Raw genomic sequence first — 22977 nt, forward strand, 5'->3', positions numbered from 1 at the left:
GAAGCGGCATCGAACGTCCTTCTGACTCCCGTCAGCGAGCGGGACCACGCGAAAAAGCCTTTGATGTGGTGGGCCCGCCAGGGATCGAACCTAGATCCGCCGGTTATGAGCCGGATGCTCTGCCGTTGAGCTACGGGCCCGCGACGAAATTATAGCACGGCCGGGCGGCGCGCTATCTCCGCGGTCAGCCCTTGAGCCCCGAGAACATGAAGCTCTCGACGAACCGCCGCTGGAACAGAACGAAGAGGACGAGGAGGGGCAGAATCACGATCACGGTGCCGGCGGCGATCAGATTCCACTGCGCCGCCGCTTCCGCGGATTGCGTGAACGACGCGAGGCCGACCGTGACGGTGCGGGCCCGATCGGTGTCCGTGATGATCAACGGCCACAGAAATTCGTTGTAGTGGTAGACGACGCTCACGATCGAAAACGCCACGAGCGTCGGCCGGGCCAGCGGGATGAACACGTGCCACAGCGTCCGAAACGTCGTGCACCCGTCGATCGCCGCGGCGTCCTCGAGGTCGCGAGGGACGCCGCGGAACGTCTGGCGCAGCAAGAACGTGCCGAACGCCGAGGCGAAGTAGGGGATCATGATCGCGAGCCGCGTGTTAAGGAGCCCGAGCGTCTTGATCGTGACGAAGTTCGGAAGGATCAGCGACGACGGCGCGACCATCAGCTGCAGCAGGAAGAGACGGAAGAGCAGATCCCTGCCGGGAAACTCGATCCGCGCGAACGCGTACGCGGCGAGCGTGATCGTGACCAGCTGCGCGCCGAGCACGCCGAACACCACGACCGCGGTATTGTAGTATAGGCGCACGAACGGCGCCGAGTTCCAGGCCTCGCGGAAGTTGGCGAGCGACGGATGCTGCACCCACAGCGAGGCGATCTGGCTGCCGAGGGAGCCGGGCGGCCGAAACGACGTCGAGACCGCCCACAGCAGCGGAAACACCCAAATGAACGCGAGCGCGCCGACGCCGAGCGCCCAAAGGACCGTCGCGACCTGCCGGGCCGATCGCCTGGTCACGCTACACCTCGTAGTGGATCCGCCGCTCGAGCAGCCCGAAGCTCACCGCGGCGATCCCCATCAGGACCGCGAGCAGAAACATCGTCAGCGCGGCGGCCTTCCCGAAGTCGAAGAACATGAAAGCGGTCTGGTAGATGTAGAACAGCAGCACGTTCGTCGTGTTGTCCGGCCCGCCGGCCGTCATGATCCAGATCTGGTCAACCGACTGGAACGCGTTGATGCTGGCGATCACGAGAACGAACAGCGTCGTCGGGCCGAGCAGCGGAAAGGTGATCCGCCGGAAGACCTGCCACGGAGACGCGCCTTCGATCCGCGCCGCTTCGTACAGCTCGGCGGAGATCGTCTGCAGGCCGGCGAGATAGAACAGCATGTAGTAGCCGGCGTTCTTCCAGATCGTGACGAGCATGACGGCCGGCAGCGCCCAGGTCGGGTCCTGCAGCCAGTGGGCGTTCCCGCCGACGATCCGCTTGAGATAGACGTCCATGAGGCCGTAGCCTGGCGTGTAGACGAACAGCCAGATCGCCGCGGCGCCGATGAGTGGCAGCAGCGCCGGATAGAAGAACGCGGTGCGGAACGGCGTGACGAGCAGGTGCGCCCGGTTCAGGAGGAGCGCGAGCGTCAGCGCGAGGGCGACGGTGACCGGGACGGTGCCGGCGAGGAACTCCGCGCTGTTGCGCACGACCTGGTGGAAGATGGGGTCCGCGGCGATCGCAAGGTAGTTGCCGGCGCCGACGAACGCGTGGCTGCGGACGGTGGCGGTGGCGCGGTAGAGGCTCAGTTCCGCCGACGTCAGGATCGGGTAGTAAGTGAAGATGGCAAGAAACGCGAGCGACGGCAGCAGAAAGAGATAGCCCTGCGTCGCGGCACGGCGGCGGCGGCGGCGCGCGGACGCGGACGTCGTGGTGGCCGGGCCCGCCGTTGGAAGCGTCGAGGCGTGGGTTTGCGCCACGGAGACGAGAACGAAACCGGTGGGCCGCCGCCTGTCGGCCCACCGGTAGCCCGCCTAGGGCCTCACGGCCGCCGGCCCGCGCGGGTCACGCTGCATCCGCTAATACTTGGACAGCAGCTGCGTCGCATCGCGCTGCGCGCGGTCGAGCGCCGCCTGCGTGGTCAGCCGGCCCGACTGCGCCGCCTGGATCGCCGTCACCAGCATCGCGCCGATCTGATCCACGTCGTGGATCGTCATCTGCTCGCCGGCGAAGCGCAGCTGGGAGGTGGCGGTGAGCGCCTGCGGCACCTGCCTCAGGTACGCGGCGAACGCCGGCGTAGAGAGCTCCGTCTTGCGGATCGGCACATAGCCCGTCCCGATACTCCAGCGGGCGGCGTTGGCCGGCTGGGTCATCCAGGCGATGAACGTCCACGCCGCCTGCACGTGGTCCGCCGGCGTGTGGTTGAAGATGTAGAAGCTGCCGCCGCCCGTGGGCGCGCGCGTCACGGCCTTGCCGGCCGGCAGGTACCCCGCGCTCCAGTCGAACTTCGCGTTCGTCCGAATGAACGTCATGTTGCCGGTGGTCGAGTAGATCATCGCCGCCTTCTGCTGGATGAAGTCCTGGGGCACTTGGTTCCAGAACGCGACGCTGGTAGGCCCGGTCGGATGGACCTTGTACTTGTTCTGCAGGTCGATGACGAACTGCAGCGCGCCGACCGCCTCCGGCGAGTTGAACTTCACCCATTTTCCGGCCTTCGTATCGAAGAAATTGGCGCCGGCCTCCATCAGCCATCCTTGAAACACCCACGGGGACGTGTCGCCGAGCGGAATCTCGACGCCCCACTGAGTCGTCTGCCCGCTCGAGTCGCGGACCGTCAGCTTCTGCGCGTAGGTCAGCAGTTCGGCCCAGTCCTTCGGCGCGCGGCTCGGGTCGAGCCCCGCCTTCCGGAATAGGTCGCGGTTATAGTAGAAGATCGGCGTGCTGCGCTGCCACGGGATGCTGTAAGTGTGACCGCCCGTCTGCGCGTTGAGGAGCAGCGCGCCGTAGAAGTCGTCGAGCCAGGCTTTGCCGCCGCTCTTGGCGATGAGGTCGTCGAGCGGAATGATCGCGTCCCGGTCGAGCAGCGAGAAGAGCTCGGGGGTGTCGAGCACGGCGACGTCGGGCGGGGTGCCGCCGAGCACCGCGGTCATCGCCTTGGCCATCGTCTCCACGTAGTTGCCGGCGAAGACCGGCTCGACGTGGATGCCGGGATGGGACCCGTTGAAGTCGTTCACCATCGCGGTCATCAGCGCGTTCAACGGTCCGGAGGCCCCGACCGGATAATAGTAGCGAAGCGAGACGGCGCCTTGCGCGCCGGCGCCCTGAACGCCGCCGATCGCCGCCAGCAGCAGTACCGCGAGTAACAGTGCGTAGCGTGTGTAGCGTTTCATCGTGTCTCCCTCCCCTCGCACGATACCCGGGATGGTTCTCCCCGATCGCGGCGGTCCCTTTGGTGCCGGCCGAGCGAAGTGGTTGAAAACGACGACGATCGGCCGGCGGTGGGGGTGGTGCCGCGATCACAGGAAAGGTTCGTATCCCCACGAACAGTAGGGGCGTGCGGCCCCAGCGCGTCGATTCGGTCGAGCCGTCCGGCATTCGCGTGGGGCGCGGCGGCGCGTCCCCCGAGGAGAAGGTCCGGTACGTCCGCCGGATGTTCGGCGCCATTGCCCCGCGGTATGACCGAGCCAACCTATTCATCAGCGCCGGCCTGCATCGGCTGTGGAAGCGGATCACCGTTGGCCTCGCGAACGTGCGGCCGGGAGCCCGCGCCCTCGACGTCTGCTGCGGCACGGGCGATATTGCCCTGATGCTGGCGCAGCGAGTCGGGCCGGACGGCCGCGTGGTCGGCCTCGACTTCACCCCGGAAATGATCGACATCGCCCGCCGGCGGGCGGCGGCTGCGGGGTTCGCGTCCGTCTGCCGCTTCGTTCCCGGCGACACCCAAGCACTGCCGTTTGCCGATGGGACGTTCGATGTGGTGACCGTAGGATTCGGGATCCGGAACGTAGGAGATCCGCCGCGGGCGCTGCGGGAGTGGTGCCGCGTCCTGCGGCCCGGCGGCCTCGTCGCGGTGCTCGAATTCAGCCGGCCGCGCAATCCGGTGATCCGGCGCCTCTACAACGGCTATTCATTCACCCTCATGCCGTGGCTCGGCCGGACGGCGACCCGGCATCCCGACGCCTACCTGTACCTGCCGGCGTCGGTGCGCGCGTGGCCCGATCAAGAGGCGTTCGGCGCGATGCTGCGACGCGCCGGGTTCGAGGGAGTCCGCTACCGCAACTTCGGCTCGGGGATCACGGCGGTTCATCTGGCCATTCGGCCGTCCGCGTCCGCGACGGTCTGAGGGGTGACGTATGGGGGAACATGAGAAGACTGGGGTCTTCCAGGTCGGCGTCCACCAGATGCGGGATGTCGGCGAGGTGCTGCGGTACGTGTTTGACGCGCTCCGGGAGCGTGGATATAACCCGACCGATCAGGTTGTCGGGTACCTCGTCTCCGGCGACCCGACCTACATCACGAGTCACCGGGATGCGCGGACCCTGATCCGGCAGCTGGACCGGGGGCGGCTGCTCGAGGAACTGGTTCGGAGCTATGTGGACACGAAGATGGGGGGAAAGGCCGCTGGCCAGCATTGAGGTTGCGCAAGACACCCGGGTCGAACGGCTCCTGATCGAAGGCGGCCGGGCGCTCCGCGGCCGCCTCCGTGTTGCCGGCGCGAAGAACAGCTCGCTCGCGGTGATCGCGGCCGCCGCGCTGGCCGCGGACGTCTCGACGATCGAAAATGTCCCGCGGTGCCGGGACGTCTTCACGCTGCTCGCCATCTTGAGGGCCCTCGGCATGCGGGCCGAGTTCACCCGCTCCGGACGGCTCGAGGTCGATGCCCGGCGCATCGACACGCACGTCGCGCCCTACGATCTGTGCCGCCAGATGCGCGCGTCGTACTACGCGGCGGGGGTGCTGCTGGCACGGCTGGGACGGGCGGAAGTTCCGCTGCCGGGCGGGGACGACTTCGGGACGCGGCCGGTCGACTTCCACATGCGGGGCTTCGAAGCCCTCGGCGCGCGCATCACGACCCAGCACGGCTACCTCAAGGCCGAGGCGCGCGAGATCGCGCCGGCGACGTTCTACGTGCCCCGGAGCAGTGTAGGGACGACGATCAACGTCATGCTGGCGGCCGCCCGGACGCGCGGCCTCACGACCCTGCAGAACGCGGCCCGCGAGCCGGAGGTCGTCGACACCGCGGTGTTTCTCTCACTGCTCGGCGCGCGTGTGCGCGGCGCGGGGACTCCGACCGTCACCGTCGAGGGGACGCCGGACCTGCGCGGGGCGACCCACGCGATCATCCCCGACCGCATCGAAGCCGGCACCTACGTGATCGCCGCGGCCGCGACGCACGGGGACATCCTCGTGGAGGGCCTGATCTCCGAGCACGTCACCGCGCTGCTGACGAAGCTGTCGGACGCGGGCGCCACGATTGACTCCGACCCCCTCGGCGCGCGGGTCCGCGTGGAGCGGGATCTGCGGCCGATCGAGATCGATACGGCGCCGTATCCGGGGTTTGCGACGGACTACCATCCGCAGTGCGCGGCGATGCTCGCCGGCGTCCTCGGGCAGAGCGCGATCCGGGAGACGGTGTTCGAGAACCGCTTCCAGTACACCCCCGAACTGCGCCGCATGGGCGCGGAACTACGGGTGGACGGTGATACCGTGATCATCAACGGCGTGCCCCGTCTCAGCGGCGCGTCGGTCGAGGCGCTGGACATCCGCGCCGGCGCGGCGGTCGTGATCGCCGGGCTCACCGCGCAGGGGACGACCGAGATCTCGAACATCGAGCACCTCGACCGCGGTTACGAGGGAATGGAAGACAAGCTCCGCAGCCTCGGGGCGGAGGTCCAGCGCGTCAAGATCTAGCGGACTCCGATGCGGGTATACTGTGCGGGGGCGAGTAGCTCAGCGGTAGAGCACCTCGCTTACACCGAGGGGGTCGCGGGTTCGACTCCTGCCTCGCCCACCAGTGACTATGACGTTCTGAATATGAGCGCACCGCCAGGTCTCCGCCGAACGTTGCCGTGATGCCCGTCCGGGGACGCGCTTACTTGGCTTCGGAGGGCGGTCGAATCCTGTTGCCCACCCAAACAAGCAGTGACGCCCAGCCCACGCTGCCCGCGGCCAACAACGCACTCGCCAGGAGCAGCCACGTCACGTTATCGGCGCGGGCACCTCTGGCCAGATAGATTTCAGGAAGGCCCGTCAGTTGGAGCAGATACCCGATACCCTGTGGCCACCCCGCGTCGCGGTACGCCGCATTGCCCACCCAAAGCGCGCCGATGCGTGCCACGCTGAGGAGACACGCGAGCCGCCATACCGTAGACCGTCCGAACCGGGACCGGGGAGCCCGCACGGCGAGACGGGCGAGCGAGGCAGCCGACGCGACAATGATTACGACGAGGAGGAGGCTGATCATACGAGATGCGACCGACGAGAATCTATGGTCCCCCGTCCGGCGGTGGGTTCCGGAACTCCGGGAAGCGGGCGCGTCGTGTGCCGAAACTCGTGACCACGGCGTCGGCGTCCGCGACCCCGGTAAGGAATTTCAAGAGACCGTCTTTTTCCCGTCGCGCGCTCGCAACCCGGTAGCCCGCGTCCGATAGCGCCTGTAGGATGTCGCGGTAAACGGGGCTTAGATACGATTCGAGCCAGGTGTGCGCGCCGAGCGCCGTGCGGGCATCCTCGGACAGGAGCACGACCCACTGCAGCGTCCCCTTCGCGTTGTCGTAGATGTCGACGAGGCTCTTGAGATGGTCGAGGTCGAGGGACACCGATGCCACATCCGCCACGACGCCGTACGCCATCCCGCGCCACCACGCCGGTTTGAAGTATCGGAAGACCACGCCGCGGATTTCCGACTCCAAGTCGTGCCCATCGGCGACCTGCCGGTGTTCGGTCACGACGCCGACGACGCGTTGCATGTTGAGGTTGCGTAACTCCCAGAAGGTCCAGCCGGGCTCGTGGAGATCGATCCGCGGCCGCAGCGCGCGTCGCCCTGTCGCCGCAGCGACGGCAGCGGACAAATCCAGGGTCGATGACATTTCCGCCTCCTTGGCGACTCCGGCCGGGGGTTCGGGGAAACCGGACCCGTGCGCTCTACCGGCGATACAGCCGTTCGCCGACGGCGACGATCAGATTGTCGGCCATCTCGGCTTCCGCGTCCGTGAGTTCGTCCTGGTCCGATGCGCGAACCTGTCGAAGCGCCTCGTAGAGGGCCCCCCAGCCGTCCGTGAACGGCGAGGGCAACGGATAACCGGACAGGATGTGCCGCAGCGCCCGAAGGCATCGCCGGTCGCACCACGCCTCGACGAGACACCGAAGCGCGGCGAAGAGTTCGTCGTTCGTGGAAATCGCCGTCGTCGCGGGCTGCGGTTCCGGCGCGAGCCACGGAAACCGGCTTCTGGCTTCGTGCTCCGCCAGATCGGCTGTCTCAAAGACCGATGACGCGCTATGGAGCCGCCGCCATCCCTCCGCCACCAGCCGCCCCTCGTACACGTTCTGGAACCGCTTCTCGACCCTGAGGTCGTAATGGCCGTCCGCCCGCTCGGCGATGAGCACGCGCCGGGCGCGGTCCGGACTGTAGAGACTCTTCACAATGCGAGACGTGTTGTCGGCTCCACGGGTCGGCTACAGGCCGGCGTTGCCCTCAGTGAACAGCTGCCCGCCTCCGATTCGGCGGACTTGCCACCTCCCCTCCGTGCCGGCGAGACCGTCCGGGGTCCGTATCTTCGCCCGGCCGGCCCCATGCCGAGGCGAGAGGGACGATCGCGGTGACAGTGAAAAAGTAAGGTCATGGCCGCGAAGTCCACGACCGGCCCGGCGCAGCCCCGGCATCCTCTGATTGAGAAAGCCTTTGCGTCCGAGGTTCCGGTTGCGGCGCTCATCGGGTTTCACGTCGAAGAGGCGGGCGACGGGCGCTCGGTTCTCTCGTTCCGGGCCGGTCCGCAGCACGCGAACCCGATGGGGACGCTTCACGGCGGCGTGCTGTGCGACGTAGCGGACGCGGCGATGGGCCTCGCGTTCGCGACGACGCTGGCACCCGACGAGTCGTTCACGACGGTGTCGCTCGACATCAACTTCTTTCGCCCGGTCTGGCAGGCGACGCTGCGGGTCGAGGGCCGAGTGGTCAACCGCGGCAAGAGCTCGGGCTACGTCGAGTGTGACGTCACGGACCGGGACGGCCGGTGGATCGCCAGGGCGCACTCGACCTGCTTCGTCCTGCGGGGGGAGCAAGCGAAAGGGCGATGACGCGGTCCCGGATCCGCGCGTTCATCTTCGACCTCGACGGGACCCTCGCCGAGACCGAGCGCCTGAAGGCGCTTTCGTACGCCGCCGCGGCGCGTGAGCTGCGGCCGGACCTCACCGAAAACCGTGTCGTGGACGCGTTCAGCGAGTTCGTCGGCCAAACGCGGGACGATATGGCGCGTAACCTGACCGTCCGGCTCGGGCTGGAGGAGACGGCGGGTGCGCGGATGACGGAGTTCGGCGTGCGCGAGCCGTGGCAGGTGCTGTCGGCCATGCGCACGCGCCGCTATCGGGAGGTGCTCGCCGACCGCGGGCTGCTGCGCGCGCAGCGATATCCCCACAACATCGCGCTTCTTCACTGGGCGCGCGGGGAAGGGTACCGGACGGCGCTGTGCAGCATGTCGCACCGCGACGAAATCCGGAAGGTCCTCGATGCGCTCGACCTCGCCGGCTGTTTCGATGTGATCGCGAGCGTCGACGACGTCTCGCGCCCGAAGCCGGACCCGGAGATCGACCTGCTCGTCGCGCGCCGGCTCGACCTCGCGCCGGCGGAGTGTCTCGTGATCGAGGACTCGCCGCCGGGCGTGCGGGCCGCGATCGCCGCGAACATGGCCGTGATCGCGGTCACCACGCCGCTGACACGGGAGAAGTTTCGGGACGGCGCGCTGCTGGACCGCCACTGGGTCGTCGGTGATCCCGCGACGCTGATGACGGTGGTGCGGGAGCGCCTCGAGGCGGTCGCGTGATGGCCGGCGATGCCGAACGCCGCCGGCTCGTCGAGGCGCACGCGGGACGCGCGCCGTGGTACAAATGGGGCCCGTATCTGTCGCAGCGGCAGTGGGGCACGGTGCGCGAGGACTACTCCGCCGGCGGCACAGCCTGGGACTATTTCCCGCACGACCACGCCCGTTCGCGCGCCTACCGGTGGGGAGAGGACGGCCTGCTCGGCATCTCCGACGACCGCGGGCGGCTGTGCTTCGCCCCGGTGCTCTGGAACGGCGCCGATCCGATTTTGAAGGAGCGGCTCTTCGGCCTCAACACGTTCGAAGGCAATCACGGCGAGGACGTCAAGGAATACTACTTCTTCCTCGACAACACGCCGACGCACTCGTACATGCGCGCGCTGTACAAGTATCCCCAGCGCGCGTTTCCATACGCGCAGCTGGTCGCCGAAAATCACCGGCGGGGCCGGGACGCGCCGGAGTTCGAGTTGATCGACACCGGCATCTTCGACGAGGGCCGGTATTTCGATGTCACGGTCGAGTATGCGAAGGCGGCGCCGGAGGACATCCTTATCCGAATTACCGCCGCGAACCGCGGGCCGGAGTCGGCGCCCATCCATCTTTTGCCGACGTTGTGGTATCGCAACACCTGGGCGTGGGGATCGGGCGAGGCCGCGCCGGAGATGCGGGCGATCGCGGGGCCGCGCCCGGGGGGGGCCTGGCAAACCGTGCGCGTCCTTCACTCCGTGATCGGCGACTACCGGTTGGCCTGCGCCGGTGATCCCGCGCTCCTGTTCACGGAGAACGAGAGCAACGCGGAACGGCTGTGGGGCGTGCCGAGCCGGACGCGCTACGTCAAAGACGGCATCAACGCCGCCGTCGTCGAGGGGCGAGCGGATGCCGTCAACCCGGAGGCCGCCGGCACCAAGGTCGCGGCCCACTACGTCTTCACGCTCGCGCCCGCCGAGTCGCGGGCCGTGCTGCTGCGCTTGTCGAGAACCGGCTCCGATTTCGACGCGGCCGGCCGGTCCGCCGTCAGACCGTCCGCCGGCGGGGCGCCGCCGTTCGTGGGCGCGGCGGACGTTTTCCTGGCCCGGCAGGCAGAGGCCGACGCGTTTCATCGGGCGCTCGGGCCCGAGGGGGCCTCGGACGACGCCCGCCTGGTGCAGCGTCAGGCGCTCGCCGGCCTGCTCTGGAGCAGGCAGCATTACCGCTACGATGTGCGGCGGTGGCTGGAGGGCGATCCCGCGGGTCCCGTGCCGCCGGCGCAGCGCAGGCGGGGCCGCAACGCCGGCTGGGACCACGTCGATGCCGCCGACGTGATCTCGATGCCCGACACGTGGGAGTATCCGTGGTTCGCGGCGTGGGACTTGGCGTTCCAGTGCGTCCCGCTCGCCCTCGTGGATCCCGAGTTCGCCAAGCGACAGCTGATCCTGATCATGCGCGAATGGTACATGCACCCCAACGGGGAGCTGCCGGCGTACGAATGGGCTTTCGGCGACGTCAACCCGCCGGTGCACGCGTGGGCCGCGTGGCGCGTCTACGCCATCGACCGCGTGGTCCGCGGGAAACCGGACCGGGGTTTCTTGGAGCGCGTCTTCCACAAGCTGCTGCTCAACTTCACCTGGTGGGTGAATCGGAAGGACGCGGAAGGCCGGAACATCTTCCAGGGCGGATTTCTCGGGCTCGACAACATCGGGATCTTCGACCGCAGCCAGCCGTTGCCCACCGGCGGCCACCTCGACCAAGCCGACGGGACCGCGTGGATGGGCATGTTCTGCCTCAACATGCTGATGATCGCGATGGAGCTGGCGCGCGAAGACAACGCCTATGAGGACGTCGCGACGAAGTTCTTCGAACACTTTCTGTTCATCGGCGCCGCCCTCAACAACATCGGCGGCACCGGCATCCCGCTGTGGAACGACCGCGACGAGTTCTACTACGACGTGCTGCACTTGCCCGATGAGACCTACCGGTCGCTCGAGATCCGATCCGCGGTCGGTCTGCTGCCGCTCTTTGCGGTGGAGACGATCGAACCGGCGTTGCTCGCGCGCCTGCCGGAATTCCGGTCGCGCGTCGAATGGGTGCTTGCGAACCGCGCGGATCTCGCCGGCCTGATTTCACGCTGGCACGTGCCCGGAGCGGGGGAACAGCGGCTGCTCGCGCTGGCGCGCGGACACCGGATGAAGCGCGTGCTGCGCCGGGTGCTCGATCCGCAGGAGTTTCTGAGCGACCACGGCGTGCGCATGATGAGCAGGTATCACTTGGAGCATCCGTACATGCTCGACGTCGGCGGCCGGTCGTATCGCGTTGCGTACGAGCCGGCCGAGTCGCGCACGGGCCTGTTCGGCGGAAACTCGAACTGGCGCGGTCCGATCTGGTTCCCGATCAACTTCCTGCTGATCGAGGCGCTGTGCCGGTTTCACACTTACTACGGCGACGATTTTTTGGTGGAGCACCCCACCGGCTCGGGGAGGCTGCGGACGCTGCGGGCGATCGCGGTCGATCTGGGCGGCCGCCTCACGCGGATCTTCCTCCGGGACGAGCGCGGCCGCCGCGCCGTCTTCGGCGGAAACGAGCGCTTTCAGACCGACCCGAACTGGCGCGACTACCTGCCGTTCCACGAGTATTTTCACGGCGACCACGGGGCCGGCCTCGGCGCGAGCCACCAGACCGGGTGGACCGCGCTCGTGGCCACGTTGCTGGCGGACCCGCCCTGGGGCCGTTGATCTCCTTCGGGCGGGCGATCTGCGGCGATCTGCCGTCGGCGCTGCGGCGCGAGTGGCTCGTCACGAACGGGATCGGCGGGTATGCGTCGGGCACGCTCGCGGGGGTCAACACCCGACGGTATCACGGGCTGCTCGTCGCGGCCCTCGCCCCGCCGGTCGGGCGGACGGTGCTGGTGGCGGGGCTCGTGGAGTTCGCCGTCGTGGACGGGCGGCGGCATCCGCTGTCGGCGCACGAGTTCGCCGGCGGGACCGTCGAGCCGGCCGGCCACCTCCACCTCGAGCGGTTCGATCTCGACGGTATGCTGCCGGTCTGGACGTACGCGGTCGACGACGCGTTGATCGAGCGCCGTGTGTGGATGGCCGAGGGCCGCAACACGACGTACGTCCGCTACCGGCTCGCGCGCGGCGGCGGCCCCATCGCGCTCCACATTACGCCGCTCGTCACGCGGCGCGACTTCCACGCGCTGCGGTCGGGCGCGGGCTGGCGCCCCGACGTCGGCGTCGCCGCCTCGGGCATCGCGATCCGCGCCGACGGCGCGCCGCCGTACCGCCTGCTCGCGCCGCGCGGCCGGTTTACGCTCGACGGAATGTGGTGGTGGAACTTTCTGCACCGCGAGGAGACCGCGCGCGGCCTGGACGACCGCGAGGATCTCTACGCGCCGGGGGCGTTCGAACTATCGCTGTCGGAGGGCGAGCCCGCGGTGCTGGTCGCGACCGCGGAAGAAGCGCCCGATCTCGACGCCACGGCGTCGCTCGGCGAGGCCCGCGCGCGGCAGGAGGCGCTCCTGCGCCTGGCGGGCGCCGAGCGCGCGGATCCGGTCGTCCGGCAGTTGACGCTGGCGGCGGACCAGTTCGTCGTCCGGCGCGGGGCCGGCCGCTCGGTGCTCGCGGGCTACCATTGGTTCAACGACTGGGGCCGCGACGCGATGATCGCGCTGCCGGGCCTGACGCTTGCCACCGGACGCCCGGACGACGCCGCGGCGATTCTCCGGACGTTCGTGGCGGCCGTCCGTGACGGCCTCCTTCCGAACCACTTCTCCCACTACGCATCCGGCGAGCCGGCGTACAACACCGCGGACGCGTCGCTCTGGTTCGTGCTGGCGGCGGCCGCGTACCTGGCGGCCGTCCGCGAGCGGGGATCGCCGGAGGACCGGGAGCTGTCCGCCGGCGTGCGACGGGCCGTGGGTGAGGTCGTCGACCGGTACGCGGCCGGCACCCGCTATGGGATCGGGATGGATCCGCGGGACGGTCTGATGCGCATCGGCGAGCCCGGCGTCCAGCTCACGTGGATGGACGCGATGGTGGGCGACACGATCGTCACGCCGCGCACCGGCAAACCGGTCGAGATCAACGCGCTCTGGTACAACGCGCTTCGGGCCGCGGCGCAGTTGTCGGACGGCGGCCGCGACGCCGACCGGTACGAGGCGCTGTCGGCACGCGTGCGGGCCTCGTTTGGCGCCCGGTTCGTGCGGCCGGGCCGCGACTCGCTCGCCGACGTCGTCGACGGGGTGGACGGCGACGACCTGAGCGTGCGGCCGAACCAGATCTTTGCGGTGTCGCTGCCGTTCCCGCTGCTGGAGGGGGAGGCGGCGGCGGCCGTCGTCCGCGCGGTCGGGCGCGCGCTGCTGACCTCGTACGGACTGCGCTCGCTGGCGCCGGACGCGCCGGGGTATCGCGGGACCTACGAAGGCGATGTGCTGCACCGCGATTACGCCTACCACGAGGGCACCGTGTGGGCCTGGCTGCTCGGACCGTACGCCGAAGCCTACCATCGGGTCACGGGGGACGCGGCCGGCGCGCTCGATGTGCTGCGGCCGTTCGAACACCACCTGAGGGACGGGGGACTTGGTACGATATCAGAGATCTTCGACGGCGACCCGCCGCACCGTCCCCGCGGCTGCATCGCGCAGGCCTGGAGCGTGGCCGAGGTGCTGAGGGTATGGCGGAAACTTCGGGAGGCTGCGGGGTGGCGTTCTCGCACGGCGCGGTGACCGAGGTACCGGCGCTGCTTCTCACGCGGCGCACGGTGCGGTTCTACAAACCCGATCCCGTACCGGATGCGATCGTGCGCACGCTGCTCGAAGCGGCGGCCTGCGCGCCGACGGCGCACAACGCGCAGCCGGTGCGGTACGTCGTGATCCGGTCGCCGGAGGCGAAGCGGCGGCTCGCGGACCGGATGGCCCGCCGGTGGCGGCGGGACCTCGAGAAGGGCGGCACGCCGGAAGCATCGATCAAGGTGGAGCTGCGGTTCTCGACCCGGCGCTTCAGCGACGCGCCGCTGCTCATTCTGGCGGGCTACACGATGGCGGAGATGGACGTCTATCCCGACCGTGCGCGGCGGGCGGCCGAAGACACGATGGCGGTGCAGAGCGCGGCGGCGGGCATTCAGAACCTACTGCTCGCGGCGTCCGTGAACGGCCTCGGGGCCTGCTGGTGCTGTGCGCCGCTCTTTTGCGCCGGCATCGTGCGGCGGGCGCTCGATCTCCCGGACGATTTCGTGCCGCAGGCGCTGCTCACGATCGGCTACCCGGCGCATACGCCGCCCGTGCCCCCACGCAAGCCCCTCGACGCGATCGTCGCCTACCGCTGAGTTCCGTGATCACCGTGCTCTGCGGCGGCGTGGGCGGCGTCAAGCTCGTGGACGGCCTCGCGTCCGTGCTGCGCGATCCGGCGGACCTGACTGTGATCGTCAACACCGCGGACGATTTCGAGCATCTCGGCCTGTCCATCTCGCCGGACGTGGACACCGTCTTGTACACGCTCGCCGGTCTCGTCAGCGATGAGCGCGGGTGGGGGATCGAGGGCGAGACGTGGGCGGCGATGGAGATGCTCGGCCGGTACGGCCTGCCGGTGTGGTTCCGGCTCGGCGACCGTGATCTCGCGACCCACATCGCGCGCACGCTGTGGCGGCGCGCCGGGCGCCGTCCGACCGACGTCACGGCCGCGCTGGCGGCGGCGCTCGGGGTGAAGCCGCGGGTGTTGCCGATGACGGACGGCCGGGTCGCGACCTTCGTCCACACGCCCGACGGGCGGCTGCCGTTTCAGGAGTACTTCGTGAAGCGGGGCGCGCGCGACCCCGTGCGCCGCATCGAACTGGAAGGCATCGAGACCGCGGACCCGTCGCCGGAGGTCTTCCGGGCGATTCGCGACTCCGCGCTGATCATCGTCGCGCCGAGCAATCCGCTCGTCAGCGTCGGCCCGATTTTGGCGCTGCGCGGCGCGGCCGGGGCCCTCGCCGCAACCCGCGCGCTCCGTATCGCGGTCACGCCGCTCATCGGCGGCACCGCCGTGAAGGGGCCGACGGTCGAGATGATGCGCGGCGCCGGCATGCGGGCCGACGCGGCCGCGGTCGCCGAACTCTATGCCGCGTTTCTCGACGTCTTCGTCCTCGACGCGCGCGACGAGGGCGCGGCGGACGCGGTCCGGGCGGCGGCGACGCCGGGCCGGCCGTTCGACGTCGAATGCGCCGATACGCTGATGGCCGACCGGGCGGGCAGGCGGCGCCTCGCGCGCGACGTGCTTCGCATCGCCGCTGCGCGCGGGGTGGCAGCGGACACCGTGCCCGCCGACCGCGGCTCGGAGCGATGAGAGCGCGCGCGATTGTCCCTCAGAAGCGTCTGCTCGAGGCGAAGAGCCGGCTCGAAGGCGCGCTCTCGGCGGCGGACCGCGCGGCGCTGAGCCTCGCGGTGTTGTCGCACGTCTGCGCGGCGCTCAAGGCCGCGCCGAGCGTCGAGAGCATCGTCGTTATGACGCCGGATCCCGCGGCGCGGCGGCAGGCCGCGGCCTGGGGCATTCCGGCGATCCCCGACCGGCGGCCGGGCCTCAACGACGCGCTGGAGCAGGCGATGCGCAACGGCGGCGCGCCGCACGCTGTGCTCATCGTAGCTGCGGACCTGCCGCTCCTCGCGCCCGAGGACGTGGAGGCGCTGCTGCGCTCCGCCGGGCCCGGACGCCTTGTGCTCGCGCCCTCGAAGGAAGGGACCGGGACGAACGCCGTGGCGGTGCCGCCCGGAATGGTGTTTCATCCCGCCTATGGCGGGGGCAGCCTTTGGGCGCATCGGCGCGCCGCCCGCGCGGGCGGACACGAGGTCGTTGAGGTCCGGCGGCCCGGCCTCGCGTTCGACCTCGATACCCAGGAGGATCTTCGCGCGCTGCGCTACTGCGATGTTTTCGTGCCGGCGGCCGCCGTGCCGGACGCCGCCCGGTTTGGGTGGCGGTAGCGGTAGCGATCCAACTTGATCAGCTGATGGTAGCTGCCGAACCGCAGGCGGTCCGAGGCGGCCACGTCGAGCGGCTCCGGCGTCTCGGCGTCCCTCCCGTCGAAGACCCGCCGGATTCCGTAGGTCGTCGTGCGCTCGGCCGGGACGCGGCCCGTGTCGCGGATGAGGCGACGGAGCTCGGCCGGGGGAATCAGCTGGCCGAAGCCGGCCCCCGCAGCCGTGGAGATGCTCTCGTTGATGAGCGTGCCGCCGACGTCGTTGGCGCCGGCGGTCAGCAGCAGCTGCGTCACGCGCGGGCCTTCCTTCACCCACGACACCTGCAGGTTGGGAATCGCCCACCCGAGCACGACGCGCGAGACCGCGTGTACCCTGAGGACTTCCATGCCGGTGGGGCCGGGCCGCAGTCCCGGGACGAGGCCCTTCTGCCACATCGGCGCCTCGGTGTGCACGAAGCTCAGCGGCACGAACTCGGTGAAGCCGCCGGACCGCCGCTGCAGGTCGCGCAGCAGCACGAGGTGCCGCGCCTGGTGGCCCGGCGTCTCCGCGTGCCCGAACATGATCGTGGACGTCGTTGGGATGCCGAGCTCGTGGGCCGTCGTGATGACCTCGATCCACTGCGCCGTCCGGATGCGGCCTGGGGCGATCCGGTCGCGCAGTTCGTCGTCGAGAATCTCCGCCGCGGTCCCCGGCAGGCTGCCCACGCCCGCCGCCTTGAGCTCGCGCAGGTACTCGCGGATTGTGCGGCCCGACCGGACCGAGCCGTACAGCACCTCTTCCGGCGAGAACCCGTGGATGTGGATCTCCGGCAGCGCGGCCTTGACCGCGCGGGTGAGGTTGATGTACATGTCGCCGTCCATCTTGGGGGGCAGCCCGGCCTGGATGCAGACCTCGGTCGCCCCGAGGTCCCACGCCTCGCGCGCGCGGCGGACGATCTCTTCCTCGGGGAGGAAGTAGCCTTCTTCCTCCCGGAAGTCGCGGCTGAACGCGCAGAAACCGCAGCCTTTGATGCAGACGTTCGTGAAGTTGATGTTGCGGTTGACGACGTAGGTCACCAGGTTGCCGGTCTGCTCGCGCCGCAGCTGATCGGCGGCCGCGGTGAGCGCGAGCAGGTCGCGCCCGGCGGCGCCGAGCAGCGTCTCCGCTTCCTCCGCGGTGACGTCGCCGCCGGACAGCGCGCGGTCGAGCGGCCGCGCGACGGCGGGCGTGAGGTCGGCGAGCAGGCGCTCGACCGGGCGGCCGGGGTCAGGCCGAAGCGCGTCCAAGCCGGTATCCATGGTGTAGCGGTCCTCCTTCAAGGTATCCGTCGGCGTCCGCGGCGGCGCGCAGCCGGCCGGCAAGAGACGGCGGGATGTAGTCGGGACGGTGCAGGACGTACTCGGGGTACACCGGCAGCCGCGGGCGCAGGGTCAGACCGGCGGCTTCGGTGCGTTCCCGCAGGATCCGAATCTCGGGCCAGGGTGCTTCGGGATTGACGTAGTCGATCGTCAGCGGCGAGATCCCGCCCCAGTCGTTGATGCCTGCCTCGAGGTAGGTCTCGTAGCCGCGCGCCGTGAGGTTGGGCGGCACCTGGATGTTCATCTCGGGGCCCAGCACGAGGCGCGCCGCGGCGGCGGTCCGCGCGACGTCCGCCGTGTTCGGCTCGTCCGCCCCGGCCATCGGCGTCGCCGGCTTCGCCCGGAAGTTCTGCACGATCACTTCCTGAATATGTCCCCAGCGCGCGTGCGACTCGCGGATCGCGAGGAGCGTGTCGGCGCGCTCCGCCGCGGTTTCGCCGATGCCGATCAGCAGGCCGGTCGTGAACGGGATGCGCAGCGCCCCGGCCGCTTCCATCGTTCGCAGGCGCACGCGAGGCCGCTTGCTCGGCGCCCGCTCGTGCGGGCCGCCCGGGCCGCAGAGCCGCTCGCTCGTGTTTTCCAGCATGAGGCCCATCGAGACGCTCACGTCCCGCAGCGGCGTCATCTCGCCCCGGCTCATCGTGCCGGGGTTGAGGTGGGGCCACAGCGCTGTTTCGCGGAGGACCAGCTGCGCCGCCTCGCGCAGGTACGACAGGGTGCTGCGGTGGCCGCGCCGCCGCAGCCACTCGCGCGCCTCGGGAAACCGCTGCTCCGGCCGCTCCCCCAGCGTGAACAGCGCCTCGGCGCAGCCGAGCCGCTCGCCGGCGCGCGCGACGTCGAGCACTTCCTCCGGGGTCATGTACAGATGCGGGTCGGAGGCGGGGTCGGTGCGGAACGTGCAGTAGCCGCACGTGTCGCGGCACAGGCGCGTGAGCGGGATGAAGACTTTGGGCGAGTACGAAACGACCCGGCCTTTGCTCCGCTCGCGCAGCGAGCGGGCCGCGGCGTACAGCGCTTCGAGTTCGTCACCGGCGCAGGTCAACAGGCGCACCGCGTCGTCGCGCGTCGCCGGCCCGCCGGCGAGGATTCGGTCGAGCGTGGGGGCGAGCGGTGGTCTGGCGCCGAGACCGGTCGAGGGTGCCACGAGCCAGAGTTCGCGTCCGGAAAGGCGGAAGTCCTACCGTGCGAAGGCCCGCGGAGTTGCCGCGGGGTGGTGGAGCGCCCGCCGGCGCCACACCGTACCCAGCGCCGCGACGAGCCGGTCCATCTCGGCGTCGTCGTGCAGCGGGGTGGGGGTGATCCGCAGGCGCTCCGTCCCGACCGGGACCGTCGGGTAGTTGATCGGCTGCAGATAGATGCGGTGGCGGATCAACAGTTCGTCGGAGAGGGCCCGGCACAGGGTCGCGTCGCCCACCATGAACGGCACGATGTGGCTCGGCGTGTCTTTGACCGGGAGCCCCGCTGCGGCGAGCAGGCGCTTGAGCCGCGAGGCCCGCTCCTGGTGCCGCGCGCGCTCTTCCGAATGCGTCTTGAGATAGCGCACGCTCGCCAGCGCGCCGGCCGCGATCGCCGGCGGCAACGCGGTCGTGAAGATAAAGCCCGGGGCGAAGCTGCGCACGCAGTCGACGAGCGCCGCCGGGCCGGCGATGTACCCGCCCGTGACGCCGAAACCCTTCGCCAGCGTACCCTGGATCACGGTGAGACGGTGTAGGACGCCGTCCCGCTCCGCGATGCCGCCGCCGCGCGGCCCGTACAGCCCCACCGCGTGGACCTCGTCGAGATAAGTGAGCGCCCCGTGACGGTCGGCGGCGTCGCACAGCGCGTCCAGGGGCGCGATGTCGCCGTCCATCGAATACACCGACTCGAGGCACACGAGTTTCGGCCGGTCCGCCTCGACCGATCCCAGCAGCCGCTCGAGATCCGCCGGGTCGCTGTGCCGGAAGATGTGCTTCTCCGCGCCGCTCCGCTTGATGCCCTCGATCATCGATGCGTGGTTCGAGGCGTCGGAGAAGATGACGCAGCCGGGCAGCAGCCGCGCGATCATGCTGATCGCGCCCTCGTTCGCCGTATAGCCCGAGGTGAACAGGAGCGCCGCGTCCTTGCGGTGCAAATCGGCGAGCTCCCGCTCGAGCAGCACGTGATGGTGGCCGGTGCCCGAGATATTGCGGGTGCCGCCGGCCCCGGCCCCGCACCGGCGGAGCGCGTCGGCCATGGCTTCGAGCACGACCGGGTGCTGGCCCATGCCGAGGTAGTCGTTCGAGCACCACACGGTTACCTCGATCGGCCCGTCCGGCGCGTGCCAGGTGGCGCGCGGGAAGCCGCCGCACCGCCGCTCGAGATCGGCGAAGGCGCGGTACCGGCCGTCCGTTTTGAGCCCGGCGATCGCGCCGGCGAAGAGTGCGTCGTAATTCATCGATCCGATCCCCCTCGATCCGTTTACAGAGAGCATCATACGCCCCGGTGCCGGCCCGGTATACTGGTCGCGTGGACTCCTTTCTCCGCTCCAACCAGGCGATGTGGGACGTCTGGGCCCGCCACCACGTAGTCTCGCCGTTCTACGACGTCGCAGGCTTCAAAGCGGGTGCGCGCCGGAGCCGGGTGGGGCTCGACGCGCTCGAGACCCGGCTCGTCGGCGACGTCACCGGGAAGTCGCTGCTCCACCTGCAGTGCCACTTCGGGCTCGACACCCTGTCGTGGGCCCGGCGCGGCGCCGTCGTAACCGGCGTCGATTTCTCCGGCGAGGCGATCGGCGCGGCGCGAGCGCTGGCGGCGGAAACCGGCATCCCCGCGACGTTCGTCCAGAGCGACGTCTACCAGTCGCCGTCCGCGCTGGACGGGGAGTTCGACATCGTGTTCGCGTCGCACGGGGTGCTGTGCTGGCTGCCGGACCTCGACCGGTGGGCCGGGGTCGCGGCCCACTTTCTGCGGCCTGGAGGCCGACTTTATTTGATCGAGGTGCACCCGTTTCCGCTTATCTTCGATGACCGACAGGCGGACCGGGAGCTGCGCGTCGGTTATCCTTACTTTCATCCTGAAGGGCCGCTGCGGATGGAGCGGCGTGGCTCGTACGCGGTGCCGGACGCTCCCGTCGACAGCGTCATGTACGAGTGGGTGCATCCGCTCAGTGATGTCCTGGGGGCGATCACGCGCGCCGGACTGCGGCTCGACGGGTTCGAGGAGTATCCGTACCTCGGGTGGGCGATGTTCCCGTGGATGGTCGAGCGCCCGGACGGCATGTGGGAGCTGCCGGAAGGAATGTTGCCCCTGCCGCTCATGTTCTCGCTCGCCGCGGTCAAGGCCGGCCCGCCGTGAACGGCGCGGCGCCCGCCGAACATGACGTGATCGTCGTCGGGGCGGGGCCCGCCGGGTCCGCCGCCGCGTACGCGCTCGCGTCCGGCGGCGTCCGGGTACTGCTGCTCGACAAAGCGCTGTTTCCGCGGGAAAAGGTCTGCGGCGACGGCCTCACACCTCGCGCCGTCGCGGCGCTCGACGGCATGAACCTGCTGGACCGTCTGCGTCCGCTCGGCCACGCGGTCGGCGACATCGTGGTCACCGCGCCAGGCGGGGGACGCGTGGCGGCCGCCGTGCCGGGCGGCACGGGCGCGGGCCGTCCGCCGATGCTGGTCGTACCGCGGATTCACCTCGACGACGCGGTTCGAACGCGCGCGGTGGAGGCGGGGGCCTCGTTCGAGGGTGGCGCCGAGGTCGAGGACATCCGTCGTGAGAACGGTCTCGTCGCGGTCCGCGCGTTGCGCGCCGGCCGGCGCGCAACGTACAGCGCGCGTCTTGCGATCGTTGCGACCGGCGCGTCGCTCGTGTTGCCGCAGCGGCTGCGGGCGCTGCGGCGTCCGCCGGTGATGATGCTGGCCGCGCGCTCGTACGTGCCGGCGCCGTCCGCGGACGCCTCCTCGCGGATCGAAATCCGGTTCGCGGGGGTGCCGCTGCCCGGGTACGGATGGATCTTCCCGATTTCCAGTTCGGCCGTGAACGCCGGCGTGGGATTTTACCCGCGCGGCCGGGGCCCGGCGCCTTCGGCGCGCGAGGTCTGCCGGCGGTTCGTGGGGGCGATCGACGCGCGCGCCGGCCGGGACCGCGGCGGACCGTACCCGATCCGCAGCTACCCGCTTCGCGTGGACTTCCCGGCGTCGCGGGTCCACGCGGACGGCGTGCTCTTCGCCGGCGAGGCCGCCGGTCTCGTGAACCCGCTCACCGGCGAGGGGATCGACTACGCGCTCGAGTCGGGGCGCATCGCCGCGGATCACGCCGCGGCGTTTCTTGCGGACCGCGACCGGTCATCCCGCGGATTCGCCGCCGCCGCCTCCGCCTACGAGCGCGCGCTCCGCGACCGGTTCGAGCGTCTCTTTGCCGTCTGCCGGATCCTCCGCGACACGGCCGCGCGGCCCGCGCTGCTCAACCGGCTGGTGGGGATCGCGGGCCGCCGCGACGATCTCACGATGGGGCTCGTGAACCTTGTGCTGGGCAATCGCGAACCGCTCGCCGCGGGATCGATCCGCGCGAGGCTGGGACGCCTGCTGCTGGCGCGGTAGGCTAGGGCAGGTGCAGTATCCGGCGCGCGTTGCCCTCGAAGATCGCGTGTGTGTCCTCGTCGGAAATTTCGAGGTCCCTGAAGATCTGCTGCTGCTCGCGCAGGATCTTTTCGCGGTACTCGCCGGGCGCGGTGGAGTCCGTGCCGAAGAGGATACGCCGCGGCCCGAACGCTCGGAGGAGATCCCGGAAGACCTGATCGAGCCCGGGCGCGCCCGGCGTGTACTCCCGCCAGTTGTTCGTCCCCGACGTGTCCGTCCAGATGTTCTCCGTGTGATACGCGAGGAACAGCGCCTCGCGCAGGAAGCCGGCGCCGCAGTGCGCGATGCCGAAGGTGATCTCCGGGAAGTCGCGCGCGACGCTCGAGAGCGGCAGCGGATTCGCGTAGGTCAGGTCGTAGATCGGCGCGACCGTGATTCCGAAGTGATAGAGGACGGGCAGACCCTGCGCCGCCGCGGCTTCGTAGACCGGATAGACGGCCCGGTCGCTGGCCTGAAAGCGCTGGACCGGCGGATAGAGCTTGAGTCCGCGCAGGCCCCACGCGCCGAAGCGCGCCACGGTCGCGGCCGCATCCGGCGCCGTGGGATCGACGACGCTGCCCCAGGCTTGGAAGCGGTCCGGGGCGAGCCGCACGAACTCGGCGAGCTCTTCGTTGCCCTCGCCGATCGCGATGAACACGCCGGTGCCGATGCCGGCTTTGTCGAACACCGCCTTCCACCTCGCGGCGTGCTCGGCGATGCTCACGCCCTCGAGGCCATCGAACCGGCGCGCGACGCGCCCGGATTGCCCCGCGAAGAACTCGCGCGCCTGCGGCCGCAGCGGCCACGGGCGCGCGCGCAGACGCTGAAACATCGAGGCGGTCGCAAGGTGCAGGTGCGCGTCGGTGATGGGCGTGGCGGACTCCTCCTGTGCTCAGCGCGCCGGGAGCCGCGGATCCGGCGGGGGCTCGCCCGGGTTCGTGCTCGAGAACGTTCGGCGGCGCGCCGTCGCTTTCTTAGTCGCTTCCATCAATATACGTCTACGTCACGGAGCGCGTGCCCGCGCGACTTCTTGGATCGATCTTCACGCTCTCTTCACAGTCCGGGGGCATAATCGACGGTGGCAGCGGGGGCGAATCGCATGAATCATTCGAACGCCCGTC

21 protein-coding genes and 2 tRNA genes are annotated in these 22977 nt (G+C 70.0%); 13 read left to right on the forward strand and 10 right to left on the reverse strand.

Annotated features, from left to right (window positions below):
* Positions 1-66: 66 nt before the first annotated feature.
* From VFL28_12955 to VFL28_12970, 4 genes are all read right to left on the reverse strand, one after another.
* Positions 67-140: transfer RNA gene (locus VFL28_12955), tRNA-Ile, on the reverse strand.
* A 44-nt stretch (positions 141-184) separates the two neighbouring features.
* Positions 185-1024 carry a carbohydrate ABC transporter permease gene (locus tag VFL28_12960; GenBank protein ID HET7265573.1) on the reverse strand — a complete coding sequence of 280 codons (840 nt, stop codon included), beginning with the start codon at positions 1022-1024 and terminating at the stop codon, positions 185-187.
* Between the two features lies 1 nt (position 1025).
* The gene (locus tag VFL28_12965) at positions 1026-1973 is read right to left on the reverse strand and encodes a sugar ABC transporter permease (protein HET7265574.1); all 948 of its coding nucleotides are present in this window, start codon (positions 1971-1973) and stop codon (positions 1026-1028) included.
* Between the two features lie 99 nt (positions 1974-2072).
* Positions 2073-3383, reverse strand: a complete 1311-nt coding sequence (locus tag VFL28_12970; GenBank protein HET7265575.1) for an ABC transporter substrate-binding protein — start codon at positions 3381-3383, stop codon at positions 2073-2075.
* A gap of 164 nt (positions 3384-3547) precedes the next feature.
* Between VFL28_12970 and ubiE the strand changes: the two genes are divergently transcribed.
* The 4 genes from ubiE (at position 3548) to VFL28_12990 (ending at position 6007) form a co-directional block, all read left to right on the forward strand.
* Entirely contained in the window at positions 3548-4336 is a 789-nt protein-coding gene (gene ubiE / locus VFL28_12975) for a bifunctional demethylmenaquinone methyltransferase/2-methoxy-6-polyprenyl-1,4-benzoquinol methylase UbiE (GenBank protein HET7265576.1), read from the forward strand.
* A gap of 10 nt (positions 4337-4346) precedes the next feature.
* Positions 4347-4628, forward strand: coding sequence for an IreB family regulatory phosphoprotein (locus VFL28_12980; protein ID HET7265577.1), 282 nt, complete (start codon positions 4347-4349; stop codon positions 4626-4628).
* Positions 4585-5904 carry a UDP-N-acetylglucosamine 1-carboxyvinyltransferase gene (gene murA, locus VFL28_12985; GenBank protein HET7265578.1) on the forward strand — a complete coding sequence of 440 codons (1320 nt, stop codon included), beginning with the start codon at positions 4585-4587 and terminating at the stop codon, positions 5902-5904. Before VFL28_12980 ends, murA begins: the two co-directional genes overlap by 44 nt.
* A gap of 28 nt (positions 5905-5932) precedes the next feature.
* Positions 5933-6007: transfer RNA gene (locus VFL28_12990), tRNA-Val, on the forward strand.
* Between the two features lie 472 nt (positions 6008-6479).
* Here VFL28_12990 and VFL28_12995 read toward each other — a convergent pair.
* On the reverse strand, positions 6480-7082 hold the full coding sequence (locus VFL28_12995; protein ID HET7265579.1) for a hypothetical protein: 603 nt from the start codon (positions 7080-7082) through the stop codon (positions 6480-6482).
* A gap of 55 nt (positions 7083-7137) precedes the next feature.
* Positions 7138-7635, reverse strand: a complete 498-nt coding sequence (locus tag VFL28_13000) for a hypothetical protein (protein HET7265580.1) — start codon at positions 7633-7635, stop codon at positions 7138-7140.
* A 198-nt stretch (positions 7636-7833) separates the two neighbouring features.
* Here VFL28_13000 and VFL28_13005 point away from each other — a divergent pair, with 198 nt between their 5' ends.
* From VFL28_13005 to cofC, 7 genes are read left to right on the forward strand one after another with little or no spacing between them, the layout of a single operon-like run.
* Positions 7834-8289 (forward strand): PaaI family thioesterase, encoded by a 456-nt coding sequence (locus VFL28_13005; protein HET7265581.1) that lies wholly within the window; start codon positions 7834-7836, stop codon positions 8287-8289.
* Positions 8286-9032 (forward strand): HAD family phosphatase, encoded by a 747-nt coding sequence (locus tag VFL28_13010; GenBank protein HET7265582.1) that lies wholly within the window; start codon positions 8286-8288, stop codon positions 9030-9032. Before VFL28_13005 ends, VFL28_13010 begins: the two co-directional genes overlap by 4 nt.
* Positions 9032-11737, forward strand: a complete 2706-nt coding sequence (locus VFL28_13015; GenBank protein ID HET7265583.1) for a glucosidase — start codon at positions 9032-9034, stop codon at positions 11735-11737. Before VFL28_13010 ends, VFL28_13015 begins: the two co-directional genes overlap by 1 nt.
* On the forward strand, positions 11734-13728 hold the full coding sequence (locus VFL28_13020; GenBank protein ID HET7265584.1) for an amylo-alpha-1,6-glucosidase: 1995 nt from the start codon (positions 11734-11736) through the stop codon (positions 13726-13728). The genes VFL28_13015 and VFL28_13020 overlap by 4 nt, the downstream gene beginning before the upstream one ends.
* Positions 13704-14327, forward strand: coding sequence for a nitroreductase family protein (locus tag VFL28_13025; GenBank protein HET7265585.1), 624 nt, complete (start codon positions 13704-13706; stop codon positions 14325-14327). Before VFL28_13020 ends, VFL28_13025 begins: the two co-directional genes overlap by 25 nt.
* A gap of 5 nt (positions 14328-14332) precedes the next feature.
* Positions 14333-15325: a 2-phospho-L-lactate transferase gene (gene cofD / locus VFL28_13030; GenBank protein ID HET7265586.1), complete on the forward strand. Its 993-nt coding sequence runs from the start codon at positions 14333-14335 to the stop codon at positions 15323-15325.
* On the forward strand, positions 15322-15957 hold the full coding sequence (cofC, locus tag VFL28_13035) for a 2-phospho-L-lactate guanylyltransferase (GenBank protein ID HET7265587.1): 636 nt from the start codon (positions 15322-15324) through the stop codon (positions 15955-15957). Before cofD ends, cofC begins: the two co-directional genes overlap by 4 nt.
* Here cofC and cofH read toward each other — a convergent pair.
* From cofH to hemA, 3 genes are read right to left on the reverse strand one after another with little or no spacing between them, the layout of a single operon-like run.
* Positions 15894-17231, reverse strand: a complete 1338-nt coding sequence (cofH, locus tag VFL28_13040) for a 5-amino-6-(D-ribitylamino)uracil--L-tyrosine 4-hydroxyphenyl transferase CofH (GenBank protein ID HET7265588.1) — start codon at positions 17229-17231, stop codon at positions 15894-15896. The two genes, cofC and cofH, sit on opposite strands and share 64 nt — an antisense overlap.
* Positions 17200-18435, reverse strand: a complete 1236-nt coding sequence (gene cofG, locus VFL28_13045) for a 7,8-didemethyl-8-hydroxy-5-deazariboflavin synthase CofG (protein HET7265589.1) — start codon at positions 18433-18435, stop codon at positions 17200-17202. The genes cofH and cofG overlap by 32 nt, the downstream gene beginning before the upstream one ends.
* Before the next feature lie 33 nt (positions 18436-18468).
* Complete coding sequence (gene hemA / locus VFL28_13050; GenBank protein HET7265590.1) at positions 18469-19704, reverse strand: 5-aminolevulinate synthase; 1236 nt, start codon at positions 19702-19704, stop codon at positions 18469-18471.
* Between the two features lie 71 nt (positions 19705-19775).
* Here hemA and VFL28_13055 point away from each other — a divergent pair, with 71 nt between their 5' ends.
* Both VFL28_13055 and VFL28_13060 read left to right on the forward strand, forming a co-directional pair.
* The gene (locus VFL28_13055; protein ID HET7265591.1) at positions 19776-20603 is read left to right on the forward strand and encodes a class I SAM-dependent methyltransferase; all 828 of its coding nucleotides are present in this window, start codon (positions 19776-19778) and stop codon (positions 20601-20603) included.
* Entirely contained in the window at positions 20600-21838 is a 1239-nt protein-coding gene (locus VFL28_13060) for a geranylgeranyl reductase family protein (GenBank protein ID HET7265592.1), read from the forward strand. The genes VFL28_13055 and VFL28_13060 overlap by 4 nt, the downstream gene beginning before the upstream one ends.
* 1 nt (position 21839) lies before the next feature.
* Here the strand turns inward: VFL28_13060 and VFL28_13065 are convergent, their stop codons facing one another.
* A complete protein-coding gene (locus VFL28_13065; GenBank protein ID HET7265593.1) occupies positions 21840-22724 on the reverse strand; it encodes an amidohydrolase family protein in 885 nt (294 codons plus the stop codon).
* Between the last annotated feature and the right edge of the window lie 253 nt (positions 22725-22977).

Source organism: bacterium (assembly GCA_035691305.1).
GTDB lineage: Bacteria > Sysuimicrobiota > Sysuimicrobiia > Sysuimicrobiales > Segetimicrobiaceae > DASSJF01.

Excerpts from the sequence above, each read along its gene's own strand:
- VFL28_12970 (HET7265575.1), bottom strand. The coding sequence starts at position 3,383 with ATGAAACGCTACACACGCTACGCACTGTTACTCGCGGTACTGCTGCTG.
- VFL28_12980 (HET7265577.1), top strand. The coding sequence starts at position 4,347 with ATGGGGGAACATGAGAAGACTGGGGTCTTCCAGGTCGGCGTCCACCAG.
- murA (HET7265578.1), top strand. The coding sequence starts at position 4,585 with ATGTGGACACGAAGATGGGGGGAAAGGCCGCTGGCCAGCATTGAGGTT.
- VFL28_12995 (HET7265579.1), bottom strand. The coding sequence starts at position 7,082 with ATGTCATCGACCCTGGATTTGTCCGCTGCCGTCGCTGCGGCGACAGGG.
- VFL28_13005 (HET7265581.1), top strand. The coding sequence starts at position 7,834 with ATGGCCGCGAAGTCCACGACCGGCCCGGCGCAGCCCCGGCATCCTCTG.
- VFL28_13010 (HET7265582.1), top strand. The coding sequence starts at position 8,286 with ATGACGCGGTCCCGGATCCGCGCGTTCATCTTCGACCTCGACGGGACC.
- VFL28_13015 (HET7265583.1), top strand. The coding sequence starts at position 9,032 with ATGGCCGGCGATGCCGAACGCCGCCGGCTCGTCGAGGCGCACGCGGGA.
- cofC (HET7265587.1), top strand. The coding sequence starts at position 15,322 with ATGAGAGCGCGCGCGATTGTCCCTCAGAAGCGTCTGCTCGAGGCGAAG.
- cofH (HET7265588.1), bottom strand. The coding sequence starts at position 17,231 with ATGGATACCGGCTTGGACGCGCTTCGGCCTGACCCCGGCCGCCCGGTC.
- hemA (HET7265590.1), bottom strand. The coding sequence starts at position 19,704 with ATGAATTACGACGCACTCTTCGCCGGCGCGATCGCCGGGCTCAAAACG.